Source organism: Falsochrobactrum tianjinense, assembly GCF_019100495.1.
GTDB classification, from domain to species: Bacteria; Pseudomonadota; Alphaproteobacteria; order Rhizobiales; family Rhizobiaceae; genus Brucella; species Brucella tianjinense.
The window spans coordinates 421,255-436,920 of the sequence record NZ_JAHRVA010000002.1 but is presented as its reverse complement, the minus strand read 5'-3'; the positions used below and the strand labels follow the sequence as shown (position 1 = coordinate 436,920).

Here is a 15,666-nt window from a genome sequence, read left to right as displayed (position 1 = left end):
TTGCTGGGGTGGCTTGTAAAAAAGCGAATTTCTGCCTATATTCAGCACATCGATTTTGTTTTCGAATGTATCTGAGCTTTTATTGCTCAATTTCTTTCTTTCAAATTCGTAAAATTCGGCAGCGAATGGCAATTCGCTTCACACCAACCATGCGAATTGAAAGGAATTCAATATGGCAATCGGTACAGTAAAATTCTTCAACACCACCAAGGGTTTTGGATTTATTCAGCCTGAAGATGGCGCTCCGGATGTGTTTGTACACATCTCGGCAGTGGAACGTGCTGGCCTTTCCAGCCTTCGTGAAGGCCAGAAAGTAAGCTTTGAAGCTGTTGCAGATCGTCGCTCGGGCAAGACCGCAGCAGAAAATCTGCAAGAAGTTTAAGTTTAGAGCATCAAATATTGTTTCCGATCTTTGACCACGGATGTACTGGCACTGATTGTTGAGACGATTGGAAGGTCGGGGCAACCCGGCCTTTTTTGACATAAGAGTGCCGCTGTCTTCGACAGGCCGCACGCGGTTTGCGAATGTTCTGCACGTTCTTGTGGTGGCTCGCTGCGGGCATGTTCGCATCGTCACTGGATCGCCTTTATGCAGCCGTTCGGACGCAGGGCGGTGAAGAGGAGAACGGAATATGCAAGAACAATCCGGCAGAGGCTTGAATAAAGATAGTCTCTTTAAAAAGCCTCTTTCGCGAACTGAAACCAAAAACGCCGAGACGGATCGCGTCGCCAAGGCCATTTTGCTTAATGAAAAAGCCGCGGCAGATGCCAAGACCAAGCGTCTGAAGGCTGCGCGATTGGAACAGCAGCGTATTGATGATCTGTCTCCCGTCCCCGGCAAGAAGGGCTGACGATACAGCGACAGCCCCTGTTGTTTCCGAATTTTCTATGGGCCATTCGGTCCCGGCAGTAAATTTTCATCGCCCATAAGTTTATCGGCAGCGCATTGCTGCGAAAGGAGGCCACTTGCAAGTCATTGTACGCGATAATAACGTGGATCAGGCACTCAGGGTGCTCAAGAAGAAGATGCAGCGCGAAGGAATCTTTCGCGAGTTGAAAGCACGCCGCGCCTATGAAAAACCGTCCGAGCGACGGGCGCGCGAAAAAGACGAAGCTATCCGTCGCGCGCGTAAGGATGCGAAAAAGAGAGCCCAGAGAGAAGGCTTGCTGCCGCGCCCGAAGCGGAAGCCTCTGGCAGCGCGACCAAGAACATCTACGCCCCCGTCTTCCTCGTCATCTTCGGCGGCTTGAGGAAGTCCTGTTGAGAACAGGCCGAAGCGTGTTCTAGCGGCAAGCGGAAGCTTGCCGAACGGCGCTATCGAGACATTCAAATATGTTATTGTTCATTTCGAGTGTTGGAGGCGTGGCTCGCACGCCCCCAACACTCGTTTTTGCTACCGGCTTACCACTTTACACGGAAGCCGATATTTCCCTTGTAATTATAGCTATCGCCAAAATTGTTCAGGCTGGTATTGATCGACGCCTCGCCGTAAAGCGAGTATTTGTCGTCATCCCAGTTGTAGGAGCCACCGAGCCCGATGCCGCCCCACAGGCGCTCATTACGTGAGGTGAGACGCGTTTCGGCCAGTTCCACCGACACTCCGTCCAAAAATTCGTAATAGAGATTACCGATGCCATAGCTATGGATGCGGTTCGTCAGACCCTTACTGTTCTGCCAGGCATTCTGGCGGTCGAAGGATAGACCCAGGCGACCCTGCAAGCTGTCTCCATTATGCAAGGAAACCTTTTCTCCAAACGGTTCGTAGAAGCTGTCGAAATCCACGCTGGAATAGATCAACTGACCCTGCGGCGTCCATGACCACTGTTCGTTGATCTGTATTCTCTTGCCGCTTTCAAGCGAAAGGGCGTAGCCAAAGCCATGATTTCCATCGGCCAGCCCGATGCCCAAAGGATCGGAAGACAGATCGGACCTATACCACGTTACCTGCGCCTGACCGTCGAGATAGAAACCGTTTTCACCGTACCAGGTCAGAGTTCCTCCGAAGCCGTAGCCGTCGGTGGAGATTTCGCCGTTGCCGTGGGGAGAGAATATGTCGGTTGAGCCATGGCCGTAATGGACCGTAATGCCGCCGATCAGCTTGCCGTTCGCGGTTTCGTGCAGCATGCCATCAAGACCTGCCTGCAACTTGAAAACATCAACATCGTAGGCCGCATCCGTTGTGCTGACATCTGGCTTGAAACGGTTATGAGCGCCTTCGATGCGGCCCCATACACCATTTTCCTGTGTGAATATGCCTGCTTCTTCTGCCGGGGCATAAGGAATAATGGCATCCGCACCCTGCACGATCATCCGGTTTCCGGCATATGACCAATAACGGTTGCCGACACGCTGCTTAAGCGTCGGAAGACTATTCAATGCCATCAGTGTTTGCGGATAGGCTTCATAGATAGGAGCGCCAGCCTGATAGAGCGGTTGTGTTGCGGGCTGCGGCTCTGGGGTTGGGGCCGGAGCGGGATCTGGTTCCGGTGTGGGAGCCGGATCAGGATCGACGGGCTTCAATGTTGAGCGTAAATACCAGTCGCCATCGGTTGGTGTGCTGACACCGTTCTGAAGCAGGCGGTAGGCATAAGCGCCAGCGACGACAACCTGATCTCCATCGAGGGCATAATCGCCTTTTAGCGAGAAGACACCATCGGACGTGCCTCCAACCTCGATGATCTTGATCCCTTCCGTGGTCGGGGCGCCAGTACCACCCAAATTTATAACCCTGACATCGCCGGTGCCGGAGGTATTACCCATGATGTGAAGAAGATCGGTGGATGAGCTGTCGTCGCCCAGTACTGTTTCGATCTCAACCAGACCGCCATTGCCGATATAATCGCCATCGATGGTCAGTGTGCCGATGGAGTTGCCGGGCGCGATAACGCCTTCTGCCTCGTGGGTTGTTGTGCCGACTGTGCCGATGCCCTGCAAGCGACCGCCGGACACATTCATCGTGCCGCCAAGAACATTATTAACAGCGAGTGTACCCGCGTTGACATTTGTCACACCGGTAAAGGCACTGTTATCCGTATCCAGAATGGTTTTGCCGCTACCTGCGTGATTGATCGTGCCTGCTCCGGTGAAAACCGGCGTAAAATCATAACCGCTGTTGGTGTGGTTGAAATTGACGATGCCATTGCCGGAACCGAATGCAATAGTTGCAGCTTCAATCACGCCGGCACTCTGTGCGGCTTCTCCTTCTTTGCCACCAATATTGAGGACACCACGACCGGCTGCGGCAGTTGCAATTTTGATTGAACCGGTGCCGCCTTTTACCGTCACCTTACCGTCCTGCACGACTGTCAACACGCCCTGACCTGAGGTGGAGAGCGTAATATCACCCGTTGTCGTGGCGAGGCTTGAACCTGCATCAGACACCAGAGCTTCAGCAACGCCTCCTGAACCAGCGATGCTAAATGTCGCGGATGTAACCTGTCCCCGATCCAGAACGTTAAGAGATCCGCTAAAGAGACCGAATGTTCCGCTGCTCTCCCAGGTCGAGCCTTTACCGGTAACTACGCCTGCTGCGAATTTCCCCTTCAAGAATGTATGCCCACCAAAGTCGATCCGCTTTGACCGAATAACACCTCCATCTGTAACGTTGAAGAAGGCATCTCCCCAATACCCGGCAAAGATATCACCATTTAGATGAAGCAGGGAGCCCGCGCCGTCGACAATCACCGAGGATATAATACCAGCATCCTTGCCTGAACTGGAAACGCTTATGCTATTGGAATCGGAGCTTTGGACTACCCCACCATCGGTAATTTCAAGGACCGAATGCGAATTTGCTCCGCCCCCAATTTGAAGTCCAGTATAGACTGCTGTTCCGGGGCCGGTTACTAAAAGGCGCGCGGTAGAACCAGCCTCAGCTGATACAGTCGTACCTTGAGAGAGAGACGCTGTATTAAATTGTGCGCCATCACGAAATTCGACAAAGCCGTCATTGATGAAATAATTACCAGTATAGGTAGAAGAACCGGTATATACTGTGGTTCCGCCACCTTCTTTTGTGAGTATGCCAGATTGTGGGTAATTCGAAGTACCTGCAAAATTGCCGTTCAGGGTGAGGGTTTCACCATCTGCCGTATCGAAAAGCGTATCTCCGGTCGCGGAGAAGGCGAAGCTGCCGGTATTAATCGTCAAGGACTTGGTGATTGATGGAATGGCCGATGGATTGGCAAGTGTTACATTTCCGGTCAGCGTGATGGTCGATGCCGCATCGCCATCAGCATTGGCGCTGTTGATTGCCGCAATTAAGTCAGATTCGGTTGCTACCAAATAACTGGCTGCATGTGCATCGTTGATTGCGCCACCAGAAACGATAAATGCACCTAACAGAGCCAGCGTAGACACGCCCGAGCGTAGGTTCAGGGCAGCGGACGCGGCTGTAGTCTCGCGCTTCTTATATCCCGGAATAGACATATTCGATACGATTCCTTGTGCTGTGATACGGGGGAACCGCTTGAGCGATGCTCGAACGGGAATCACTGCATAATGAAGCAGTAGATTATGAATACATTAATAAGAGTTTTTCATTAAAATATACTTATTATGCAAGTGTTGCTGCAAACTTCTGATGTAATATTCCAATATCAACGATGCTTTGGTTGAATTATCCTGCTTTGCTAGTAATAATTGTATATTATGTATGGCTAATATGTTATTTACTTAGGATTTCTCTGTGCGGGGTTTCAGGCCTGCTTCCTGTTATGAGATTATAGAAGAAGCATCGAACAGATATCCGCACAGCGAGGATCATCATTTCTTCGTGTAGCTAAACTCACTGTAATCATCTGATCCGGATCCCCATGACAGCACACTTGATCATGCTCGCTTTATTGATAGCGCTTTCCGTATAATTCAGGTGACAATCGCCATGAACAAGCACACAATAATAAAGGCATAGATCATAGCGTTTACCTAGTATTCTTCATTTCGATAGGAGCGTTCCATGACTACACACAAAGTCGGCTATCTGATCGGCAGTCTTGCCAAGGAATCGATCAATCGCAAGCTTGCCAAGGCGCTGGTACAACTTGCGCCGCCGGAACTGGTAATGTCGGAGATTTCCTTCAAGGACCTGCCGCTTTACAGCTATGATTATGATGCGGATTTCCCGCCGGCAGGCAAAGCATTCAAGGACGCGATTGCGGCGGTTGATGCCGTACTGTTTGTCACGCCGGAGTATAATCGCTCCATACCGGGTGGATTGAAGAATGCGATTGACTGGGCAAGTCGTCCCTATGGCACAAATTCGTTTGCGCACAAGCCGTCGGCGGTCATCGGCACCTCGCCGGGCTCTATCGGCACCGCTGTTGCCCAACAGAACCTGCGCAGCGTGCTTGGCTTCTGCAACTCACCACAGATGAATGCGCCCGAAGCCTATATCCAGTTTACGCCGGGGCTGATTGCCGATGATGGTGAAGTCACCAATGACGGTACCGCCGATTTCCTGCGCAATTTCATGGTGGAATTTCATACGTTCATTGCAAGGGTGCGTTCGACCTTGCCCAAGGACGCATAGTATTTTTCCTGTAAAGTAAAATCCGGCAAACACTTCACCCGAAAGCGTGAGGGCGCTTTCGGGTGAAATATAATAGCGTTACTGCTTGGAAAACTCCAGCAGCGTGCCGCTCGCATTTTCCGGCAGAACGGCGATGCCAGCTTCCGTCTTCACATGGAGTACACCGTTTGCATCAAGCGCTGCGCGAGCCGCCTCAAGCGAGCTGACGCGGATACGAAGCGCTGCAAAAGCGCTGGCGGGTGTTTTGGAGAAGTCGACGCCGGGATAGATTTCCGCAGCTCGCTGCGGTGCCAGTACCAGCAGATCGGCGGAACGCGTGCCGGTCGTCACCTTCCATCCGCCATCCTGTGCGAACGCTTTTCCATCCGCATAAAGCCGCGCGAAGCCTCTGGCGGTGACTTCCGGATTGGACGATAGCGTGACGATAGCTGAAAGGGCGCTAGCGCTGTTGGCATGTTCGATAAGTTCCGGCAACCAGACGGTATCTCGGGTTTTGTGCTGGCACATAAACACCATACCTTGCGGCGCTTCGCTGTCGGCAAAGGAAACAGTCTCGAACGCCGCCACGCCTTCGCCGCCATTGGGCAATTGCACCGGGCGCGAGAAGGCACCCACCTTACCTGTTTCAACGCCGAGCAATGCAAGTTCGGCCTTGGCTTCCTGCGCATTGTCGATGCGGCAGGCAATGGCGTGCAGTCCTTCTCCTTGTGCCGTCAGTTTCTCACGCTGGTGCAGATTGCCTTCGGTTTCGGTCACGATGCCCAGAAGCTCGAAGTAATCTTCCGGGAACATAATCGTGTAATTGCCGGTTCCCTTCTCCTTGCTGTGCAGGCCGCGTGGGCTTAGCGTGAAGCCAAGGCGGCGATATTGTGCGGCGCTTTCTTCAAGGTTATTGACCAGAAGGAAAACGTGATCGACGCCTTTTACGGGATGGGACATGGAGAACTTCCTTTCTAAGCAGGAGGGGATCGTTATTTCTTGGGTGGCATTAAAGAAAAGTGACATTTATTATCACAGGGGTCCGGAACATTTTTCTAATTTTGGGTAGTATATTAGTTTACATTAACGCAATCCGCGTCCATTCTGGCATCACAATGCTTGCATGAAAAGACTTGCATTCTGAGGTTTCTTTTGAGTGATTTCAGGGGCTTGAACAATATTGGAACATGCGGGAAAAGAGGCTCGAAAGCCATCCTCAATATTCTTCCGGGGGAATAAAAATGCATATCAGAAAAATTGGCCTTGGCCTGTTTCTCGCTGTCTTTTCGTTTGCTGCGGTGCCGTCTCACGCCGAAGAAGTGAAACGCGGCGGCACGGTCATCGTTCATATGAACACCGAGCAGGGCGTATTGAACCCTGCGCTGCGCGCCTCCACAGGTGTTTACCAGATCACCGGCCGCATCATGGAGCCGCTGATCGATCGTACCTATGAAGGTTACGTCCCGGTTCTGGCGACAAGCTGGACCTCCTCCGAGGATGGCAAGGCCATCACCTTCAAGCTGCGCGAGAATGTGCGCTGGCACGATGGCGAGCCTTTTACCTGCGATGACGTTGCATTCAGCGCGATGAACCTCTGGAAGAAACTGCTCAATTATTCCACAACACTTCAGGCCAATCTCGAAGCAGTTGACTGCACGGATCCGCATACGGCGGTGTTCCGCTATTCCAAGCCGATGCCGCTTGATCTGCTTGTCGCCGCCATGCCCGATCTTGGCCATCCGGTACCCAAGCATCTTTATGAGGGCACCGACATTCTCAAGAACAAATACAACTCCGCGCCGGTCGGCACGGGGCCGTTCAAGTTCGTGCAGTATGAGCGCGGCCAGCACATCATTGCTGAACGCAATGAGGATTATTGGCGCGGTGAGGAATATCCTTATCTTGACCGTATCATCTGGCGCTTCATGCCCGACAAGGCTGCTGCTGCCGCAGCCCTTGAAGCGGGTGAAGTCATGGAAACCGCCTTCAATGGTATTTCCATGTCCGACACTGAACGCCTGCAAAAAGACGGCCGTTTTGATACCGGCACGAAGGGCTTTGAAAATAACGTGGCCCACTCGACCATCGAGTTCAACCTGCGCAACCCCATCCTTGCCAATCTGAAAGTGCGGCAGGCGGTCTATCACGCGCTCGACATCGACTTTGCGATCAAGACAATCATGCGCGGTCATGCCAAGCCGGGGCGTGGTCCGATCCCAAGTTCGGGGGGCGCAAACTATACCGATGACGTCCAGACCTACCCATATGACGTCGAGAAAGCCAAAGCGCTGCTCGATGAAGCCGGATACCCGGCTGGTCCCGATGGCATCCGTTTCAAGCTGCGCCATCGCCCGGCCCCATGGGGTGAATATACTCAGCTTTGGGGCGAGTATTATGCGCAGGCCATGAAGGAAGTGGGCATCGAGGTCGAGATCCTGACCAATGACGCGCCAGGCTTCCTCAATGGCGTTTATCGCGACCATGACTTTGACACGGCCAATGGCTGGCATCAGTTCCGTGCCGATCCGGCTGTCTCTACCACGGTCTGGCTGCGGTCAGGCGCTCCAGTCGGCACGGCATGGTCCAATCAATTTGGCTACAAATCGGACGAGATGGACAGCCTGATTGATCAGGCGGCATCCGAACTCGACCCCACCAAGCGCGCTGAACTCTATCACAATATCCAGCAGCTTGAGATGAAGGATCTGCCTGTTATCTTCGCCATCGAACATCCGTTTGTCGGCGTGACCAACAAGATCCTGAAAAACCATCACAATACGCCACGCTGGGATTCTTCGAGCTGGTACGATCTGTGGATTGATCAATAAGCTGATACACCGCAATACCGCCGCCAGACATCCTGACGGCGGTATTGCCCGTAAATGTGAATAGTTCGTCGGATACCCGCAATGTCCTTGCCCCCGATCCTGAGTTTTGCGCTGCGGCGCATCTTGCAGGCGATACCCGTCATCCTTCTCATCATGATCGGTTCGTTCCTGCTGATAAAACTCGCACCTGGCGATACCGTCGATGCGCTTGTCGGCGACATGGGCGGTGCCGATCCGCAATTCGTCGCCAATCTGCGTGCCGAATACGGTCTCGATCAACCGGTTCTGATGCAGCTGTGGATTTACATGAGCAAGCTCGCGCAGTTCGATTTCGGCTGGTCCTATGTTTATGAACTGCCGGTTCTGGACGTGCTGATGAGCCGCCTTGTGCCGACGCTGCTTTTGATGGTTGCCTCGCTTTCGATGGCGTTTATCTTTGGCATCGCGCTTGGGGCAGTTGCGGCGCGGCGCGCCTATTCGCTGACCGACAATGCCATTTCCACGCTCGGTCTCGTCTTCTATGCCATGCCGAGCTTTTTCCTGAGCCTCATTTTGATGTTCGTCTTTTCCGTCAAGCTTGGCTGGCTGCCAGTGGGCGGCTACAAAACGCTTGGCGGGTTCTACACTGGTTGGAAGAACGTTTGGGATATTGCGGTGCATCTGGTCATGCCGACGACCGCGCTCTCGCTCATCTATCTCGCCTTTTATATGCGGCTGATGCGCACCAGCGTGCTGGAAGTGGAGGGCCTGGATTATGTACGCACCGCCCGCGCCAAGGGTGCTAGCGGCGCGCGGCTGATGTTCCATCACATCATGCGCAACGCCTTCCTCCCCGTGGTGACGTTGCTCGGACTTCAGTTCTCGACGGTCCTTGGCGGCTCGGTAGTGGTGGAAACGATCTTTTCACTACCGGGGCTTGGCCAGCTTGCTTATACATCGGTAATCAAGCGCGATCTCAACACGCTGATGGGCATCATTTTCCTGTGCTCGGTACTCGTAGTGGTCGTCAATTTCATCACCGACCTCATCTATGCGCGACTTGATTCGAGGATCGAACTGTCATGACCTCTCAGGATTTGTCCCTTACCCGCCCACAAGTCTCGCGCGTTAAAACTCTTTGGCAGCGCTTCAGCCGCAATCGCGCCGCGGTGTTGGGGCTGGTTCTCTTCATTGCCGTGGTGCTGATCGCGCTTCTCGCCGATTTCATTACCCCCGGCGATCCGCTTCGGCGCGCGGGCAACCCACTGGTCTGGCCGTTCATTGATGCAGTTACGCCGCTTGGCACCGACCAGCTTGGCCGTGACATTCTGGCCGGTATATTTCATGGCGCGCGCATTTCGCTTCTCATCGGCGTCGTCGCAACACTGATCTCGATCTTCATTGGCATTATCATCGGTGCGCTCGCAGGCTATTATGGCGGCTGGGTGGACGACATATTGATGCGCGTGACTGAAGCATTCCAGACCGTACCGAGCTTCGTGCTGCTTCTGGCGCTGGTCGCGATCTTCGGCTCATCCATTGAGAACATTATTGTCTGTATCGGCATTGTTTCATGGACTGCACCAGCCCGCATGGTACGCGCCGAATTCCTCGCCTTGCGCAATCGTGAATTTGTTGATGCCGCACGTAATCTCGGCGTCGGCAATGTCTCGATCATCTTTCGCGAAATCCTGCCCAATGCCTTGCCACCGGTGATCGTGTTTGCTTCCGTTGTGATGGCGACGTCCATCCTGATGGAAAGCGCGCTAGCCTTTTTGGGCCTCGGGGACCCAAACTATGCAAGCTGGGGCAATATGATTGGGCAGGGGCGCGCCGTTCTGCGCACCGACTGGTTCTGCTCGGTTATTCCCGGCATCGCCATTCTGCTGACCGTTCTGTCTTTCAGCCTGCTTGGCGAAGGGCTGAACGATGCGCTTAATCCGAGGCAGAAAAAATGACAGCGGCTCCCGTTCTCGAAATCAAAAACCTGCAAATCGCGCTGCCCAAGGGCGCGGACCGCCCGTTTGCCTTGCAGGACCTGACGCTTACCGTCAATCCGGGCGAGATCGTCTGCCTCGTTGGAGAAAGTGGCTCGGGCAAATCGCTTTCGGCAGGCGCGGTCATGCGACTTCTGCCGGAGCCACATGTGCGCGTTACCAACGGCACGATCATGCTTGAAGGCACCGACCTTCATTCGCTTAGCGAAACGCAGATGAAGAAACTTCGCGGCGACCGCATCGGCATGATCTTTCAAGAGCCGATGACCGCGCTCAACCCGCAGAAGACAGTCGGCTGGCAGATCGATGAAGTGCTGCGCTTGCATACAAAGCTTGGCCGCAAGGAACGCCGCTCCACCGTGCTCGCCATGCTGCGCGAAGTGCAGATACCGGACCCGGAATCCGCCTATAATGCCTATCCGCATCAGATTTCCGGCGGGCAGCGCCAGCGGGTGATGATCGCCATGGCGCTGATCCTCAAGCCGCGCCTCATCATTGCCGACGAGCCGACCACGGCGTTGGATGTCACGACGCAGGCGCGAATTCTCAAGCTGATCCGCGACCTGCAAAAAGAACATGATACTGGTATTCTGTTCATCACTCACGATTTTGGCGTGGTGGCTGAAATCGCCGATCGCGTGGCGGTGCTGCGGCTTGGCGAACTGGTCGAGGAAGGACCTGCCGAAGAGGTTCTTAATCGCCCGCAGCATCCCTATACGCAGGCGCTGATCGCAGCCGTTCCGGCACTCTCGCCGCCGGAGCCCAAGCCCTCCAGCGAAAACCAGCCGGTCATCCTCAAGGCCGATGGCTTGGAAAAAGTCTTCAAAGCGCGCGGCGGGCTTTTGAGCGGCAGACGCAGCGCCGTCTCTGCGGTAAAAAATCTTTCCTTCGAGCTGCACCGGGGTGAAACGCTTGGCGTGGTTGGGGAGAGTGGCTCCGGCAAGACGACCGTGTCGCGCATTGTAACACGGCTTCTCGAAGCCGATGGCGGCAGGGTCGACGTGAACGGCAAGGATTTTCTGGGCGCCAGCCCGCGTGAGTTGCGCGCCATGCGCAAGAATATCCAGATGGTTTTTCAGGACCCGATGGCCTCGCTCAATCCGCGCCGCCGTGTGGTCGATCTGATCGCGCAGGGGCCTATCGTCCATGGTATGCCGAAGAAGCAGGCGCATGAGAAGGCGCGTGAGCTTCTGGAACTGGTCGAGCTTTCGCCCGCTGCCGCCGACCGTTTCCCGCACGAATTCTCCGGTGGCCAGCGTCAGCGTATCGGCATTGCGCGCGCGCTCGCGCTGGAGCCGCGCATTATCGTCGCCGACGAGCCGGTTTCGGCCCTCGACGTCTCGGTTCAGGCGCAGGTGCTGCGCCTGCTGGCCGATTTGCGCGAGCGGCTCAACCTGTCGCTGCTCTTTGTTACGCACGATCTGCGGGTGGCCGCGCAGCTTTGTGACCGCATCATCGTCATGTCGAAAGGTGAGATCGCGGAAGCGGGGCCGACGGCGGAAGTTTTCGCCAACCCGCGCCATGAATATACGCAGCGCCTGCTGGCATCGATTCCCGGCAAGGACTGGACGCCGCCACATTTCAACAGCGCAGAATGAGAGCGGCTTCAGTCATGCAGAATATCACTTTTCCTCCCTCTATCTGGGCAGCCACGGCACCGGCGCGCACGCCTGCAAAGCCGCTGACCCGCGATACGGAAGCCGATGTTGCAATTGTTGGCGGCGGCTTCACCGGCCTTTCGGCAGCGCTTCATCTGGCTAAACGCGGCAAGCGGGTGGTCCTGCTCGAAGGGAATGCGGTCGGGTGGGGCGCATCGGGACGCAATAACGGGCAGGTTATCCCGACCATGACTTCTGCGGAGCCGGATGCAATCGCCAAACGCTATGGCGCGGCGGGCGAGCGCTTCGCCAGACTGATCGGCAACAGCGCCGATATTCTGTTTTCCATCGTACGCGAGGAGAATATTCAGGCTGAGGCCGAGCAGAACGGCTGGTTCCAGCCGGCCCATTCGCCGGGCCGGGTAAAACTGTCGCAAATGCGCGTCGAAGCATGGAAGCGTTTCGGCTTCCCGGCAGAGTTTCTCGATCGCGCCGCGACCTCGCAACTGATCGGCAGCGATTCCTGGTATGGTGGCATGTTCAATCCGACCGGCGGACACATCAATCCGCTGGCCCTGGCGCGCGGTCTTGCTAGCGTCGCCGAAAACCATGGCGCGATTATTCACGAGCAAAGCCCCGTCACCTCTTTCCAGCAGGAAGGTAATATCTGGGTCGTGCGTACGGAGAGAGCGACGGTTCGGGCCAAAGGCTTTCTGCTTGCCACCAATGCCTATACGGGCGAGTTGCGCGAGGGACTTGCGCCGCGCCTTGCACGCACCATAGTTCCCGTCCTTTCCTGGCAGATGGCGACCGCGCCCGTCAGCGACAATCTGCGCGCCACGATTCTGCCCGGAAGGCAGGCGGTGTCCGATACGCGTGGCGATCTGCGTTTCTTCCGCTATGATGCGCGCAACCGGCTGATTACCGGCGGTGTGGTGATGGGGGATTTCAACGTTGCCGAACGGGTGAAGCATAAGGCCGCACGCAATATGGCGGAGGCTTTTCCAGCGCTGGGCGAGCCGGAAATCACCCATGTCTGGAGTGGCTATATCGGTATGACGTGGGATCGTTTCCCGCGTGTTCATCAGCTTGGCCCCAATGGCTGGGCGTGGATCGGATGCAATGGGCGCGGTGTGGCGCTCGGCACGGCGCTCGGGCGCGAATTTGCGCGCGCACTCGACGGCGAGTCAGTCGAGGAACTGGCCTTGCCGGTTTCGCAACCCGCACCGCTGCCGTTTCATAAAATTGCGCGGAAGGTCGCTCCATTCTATCTCGCATGGCTCCGGCGCAAGGATCTTTCGGAACCCAAACTCTAATTCAACCTTCATGTGAAAGGTCAGGTCCATGAATCAAATGCCAATTCTCGAACGTCGCCGCATCGAGGCGCTGGTTCTCAAGAATGTCTATGAGGTCATCCGCGAGCGGTCGGGCGAAGAGGAAGCGCAGGCCGCTATCGGCGAGGCTGTCAGTCGTTCGGCCATCGAACAGGGCAAGAGCTTTGCCGAAGAACTGGGCCGCACGCCAACGATACAGGACTTCGCCGATATTCAGCCGCTTTGGACGAAGGAAAACGCACTGGAAATCGATGTGATTTCGCAGGGGGAGGATCATTTCGATTTCAATGTTACGCGTTGCCGCTATTCGGAAATGTATCGCGAGATGGGACTGGGCCATATCGGCCATCTGCTGTCCTGCAATCGTGATGGTGATTTCTGCATCGGTTACAATCCCGATATGAAGCTGGAGCGCAGCCAGACGATCATGAAGGGCGCAAGCCATTGCGACTTCCGCTATCGCCTCGAAACATCAGAAAACGAAAAGGGTGCCTGATATGCCGGTTGAAAACTGGACCTCGAACCAGCTTGATGATCTCATTGCATTCCGGCGTGACCTGCATCAGAACCCTGAACTTCTTTATGATGTGAACCGCACTGCGGAAAAGGTCGCCGAAGCGCTGCGCGCTGCCGGTGTCGATGAGGTCGTAACGGGCATCGGGCGTACCGGAGTCGTCGGCGTTATTCGCGGACAGTTCGATCATTCGGGCAGGGCTATCGGCCTGCGCGCCGATATGGATGCCCTGCCGATCCTTGAGGATACCGGCGCGGAATGGGCGTCTAGAATCCCTGGCAAAATGCATGCATGCGGCCATGATGGCCACACAACCATGCTTCTGGGTGCAGCCCGCGAACTTGCCCAAAGCCGCGCTTTCGACGGCACGGTCGTCGTCATTTTCCAGCCCGCCGAAGAGGGCGGTGCGGGCGCCAAGGCGATGATCGATGACGGTCTGCTCACCCGCTGGCCGATCAATGAAGTCTACGGAATGCATAACCGCCCCAATCTGGCTGTGGGCCATTTCACCATCAATTCAGGCCCGATCATGGGCTCGGTTGATGTGCTTGATATCACGATTGAAGGCATTGGCGGCCATGCGGCGTCGCCGCATCATACCGTTGATCCGATCCCGGTTACGGCGGCGCTTATTCAGGCAATCCAGACATTGACGGCGCGCACTATCGACCCGCTGGATTCAGCGGTGATTTCGATTACCACCATTCACGGCGGCGATGCGTTCAATGTCATTCCGCAGACGATCCGGCTCACCGGAACGGTTCGCACGCTGCGCGAAGAGGTGCGCAACCATATCGAAGAACGCCTGACGCGCGCAGTTCAAGGTATTGCTGAGGCTTTTGGAGCCAAGGCAACCCTTGATTATCAGCGTAATTATCCTGTCACCGTCAATCACGAACGGGAGACGGAACTGGCGGCCCTTGCCGCCGAGGCGGTATCGGGCGAAGACCGCGTGACGCGTGACATGCCGGCGACCCTGGGCGGCGAGGATTTTGCCTTCATGCTCAATGAAGTGCCGGGCGCGATGATCAATATCGGTAACGGCCCAAGCGCTAATCTGCATCATCCGAAATATGATTTCAATGATGACGCCATCGCATGGGGGTGCTCTTACTGGACGACACTGGTGCGCCAGCGCCTGCCGGTAAAAACATCACAGGCATAGCGGGTTTACGAAATTCGCGCATCTGAAGGGTTGACATCTGGAGTGCAACTACGTTGATATCAATATAAGCGGGAAGCTGATGTGGCTGGGGAGAACCGATAATGACGACAGGAGGAGACCGTCATGAAAATTGTCACCAGCCTGAGCTTTCAGGGCCAGTGCCGTGAGGCGTTCGAGTTTTACGCAAAAGTGCTGGGTGGAAAGATCACTGCCGCCATACCTTATAGCGATGCGCCTCCGAGCATGCCGATCGGCGATGAAAAGTACAAGAACTGGATGATGCATTGCTGGCTTGAAGTCGGCGATCAGGCGCTGATGGGCGCGGATATGGATGTCGAATGGGCGCGCAATATCGACAAGCCCAAGAATGGTTTCGACGTAACGTTGCACACTGGAGACAAGACCGAGGCCAAACGCTGGTTTGACCAGCTATCGGAAGGCGGCAAGGCGGTCATGCCGTTCGATGAGACTTTCTGGTCGCCGGGTTTTGGCGGCCTGATTGACAAATTCGGCGTGCCCTGGATGGTCAATACCATCCCGTCTGCGGGGTGGACGCCGCAGCAAAGCTGATCGCAGGCCATGCGGAGCTGGGCGGGGCCTGGCGTTTTGACCTCGCCTCAAGCCTGCATGTGGTTTAGTTTTTGAGACATAATTTCCAGCCTGCGGGTTTTCTGCCCGTGGGATGCAAGTTTATTGCGCCTTGCCTCTTTATTCCTGCCAAGCGGGTTGCTAAAAGCGTGG

The 15,666-nt window shown here is 55.3% G+C and carries 14 protein-coding genes; 12 read left to right on the top strand and 2 right to left on the bottom strand.

What is annotated here, in order from left to right; translation table 11 throughout:
- Positions 1–172: 172 nt before the first annotated feature.
- The 3 genes from KUG47_RS07590 to rpsU all read left to right on the top strand — a co-directional run bounded on the left by KUG47_RS07590 (position 173) and on the right by rpsU (position 1,251).
- The gene (locus tag KUG47_RS07590) at positions 173–382 is read left to right on the top strand and encodes a cold-shock protein (protein ID WP_217677332.1); all 210 of its coding nucleotides are present in this window, start codon (positions 173–175) and stop codon (positions 380–382) included.
- A 250-nt stretch (positions 383–632) separates the two neighbouring features.
- Positions 633–851 (top strand): hypothetical protein, encoded by a 219-nt coding sequence (locus KUG47_RS07585; RefSeq protein ID WP_217677331.1) that lies wholly within the window; start codon positions 633–635, stop codon positions 849–851.
- Between the two features lie 115 nt (positions 852–966).
- On the top strand, positions 967–1,251 hold the full coding sequence (gene rpsU, locus KUG47_RS07580) for a 30S ribosomal protein S21 (RefSeq protein WP_217677330.1): 285 nt from the start codon (positions 967–969) through the stop codon (positions 1,249–1,251).
- Positions 1,252–1,402: 151 nt separating this feature from the next.
- Here rpsU and KUG47_RS07575 read toward each other — a convergent pair whose 3' ends face one another.
- Positions 1,403–4,429: an autotransporter family protein gene (locus KUG47_RS07575; protein WP_217677329.1), complete on the bottom strand. Its 3,027-nt coding sequence runs from the start codon at positions 4,427–4,429 to the stop codon at positions 1,403–1,405.
- Positions 4,430–4,958: 529 nt separating this feature from the next.
- On the opposite strand from KUG47_RS07575, the gene KUG47_RS07570 reads away from it, so the two are divergent.
- The gene (locus KUG47_RS07570; protein WP_217677328.1) at positions 4,959–5,531 is read left to right on the top strand and encodes an NADPH-dependent FMN reductase; all 573 of its coding nucleotides are present in this window, start codon (positions 4,959–4,961) and stop codon (positions 5,529–5,531) included.
- 78 nt (positions 5,532–5,609) lie between these two features.
- Here the strand turns inward: KUG47_RS07570 and KUG47_RS07565 are convergent, their stop codons facing one another.
- Complete coding sequence (locus KUG47_RS07565) at positions 5,610–6,470, bottom strand: VOC family protein (RefSeq protein WP_217677327.1); 861 nt, start codon at positions 6,468–6,470, stop codon at positions 5,610–5,612.
- 281 nt (positions 6,471–6,751) lie between these two features.
- Between KUG47_RS07565 and KUG47_RS07560 the strand changes: the two genes are divergently transcribed.
- The 8 genes from KUG47_RS07560 to KUG47_RS07525 all read left to right on the top strand — a co-directional run bounded on the left by KUG47_RS07560 (position 6,752) and on the right by KUG47_RS07525 (position 15,495).
- Complete coding sequence (locus tag KUG47_RS07560) at positions 6,752–8,338, top strand: ABC transporter substrate-binding protein (protein ID WP_217677326.1); 1,587 nt, start codon at positions 6,752–6,754, stop codon at positions 8,336–8,338.
- Positions 8,339–8,419: 81 nt separating this feature from the next.
- On the top strand, positions 8,420–9,403 hold the full coding sequence (locus KUG47_RS07555) for an ABC transporter permease (RefSeq protein ID WP_217677325.1): 984 nt from the start codon (positions 8,420–8,422) through the stop codon (positions 9,401–9,403).
- Positions 9,400–10,275, top strand: coding sequence for an ABC transporter permease (locus tag KUG47_RS07550; protein ID WP_217677324.1), 876 nt, complete (start codon positions 9,400–9,402; stop codon positions 10,273–10,275). Before KUG47_RS07555 ends, KUG47_RS07550 begins: the two co-directional genes overlap by 4 nt.
- On the top strand, positions 10,272–11,912 hold the full coding sequence (locus KUG47_RS07545; protein ID WP_217677323.1) for an ABC transporter ATP-binding protein: 1,641 nt from the start codon (positions 10,272–10,274) through the stop codon (positions 11,910–11,912). The genes KUG47_RS07550 and KUG47_RS07545 overlap by 4 nt, the downstream gene beginning before the upstream one ends.
- A gap of 14 nt (positions 11,913–11,926) precedes the next feature.
- Positions 11,927–13,228, top strand: a complete 1,302-nt coding sequence (locus tag KUG47_RS07540) for an NAD(P)/FAD-dependent oxidoreductase (protein WP_217677322.1) — start codon at positions 11,927–11,929, stop codon at positions 13,226–13,228.
- 28 nt (positions 13,229–13,256) lie between these two features.
- Complete coding sequence (locus tag KUG47_RS07535; protein WP_185919587.1) at positions 13,257–13,742, top strand: L-2-amino-thiazoline-4-carboxylic acid hydrolase; 486 nt, start codon at positions 13,257–13,259, stop codon at positions 13,740–13,742.
- Between the two features lies 1 nt (position 13,743).
- Entirely contained in the window at positions 13,744–14,925 is a 1,182-nt protein-coding gene (locus tag KUG47_RS07530; protein WP_217677321.1) for a M20 aminoacylase family protein, read from the top strand.
- Between the two features lie 123 nt (positions 14,926–15,048).
- Positions 15,049–15,495 carry a VOC family protein gene (locus KUG47_RS07525; protein WP_217677320.1) on the top strand — a complete coding sequence of 149 codons (447 nt, stop codon included), beginning with the start codon at positions 15,049–15,051 and terminating at the stop codon, positions 15,493–15,495.
- Positions 15,496–15,666 lie beyond the last annotated feature (171 nt).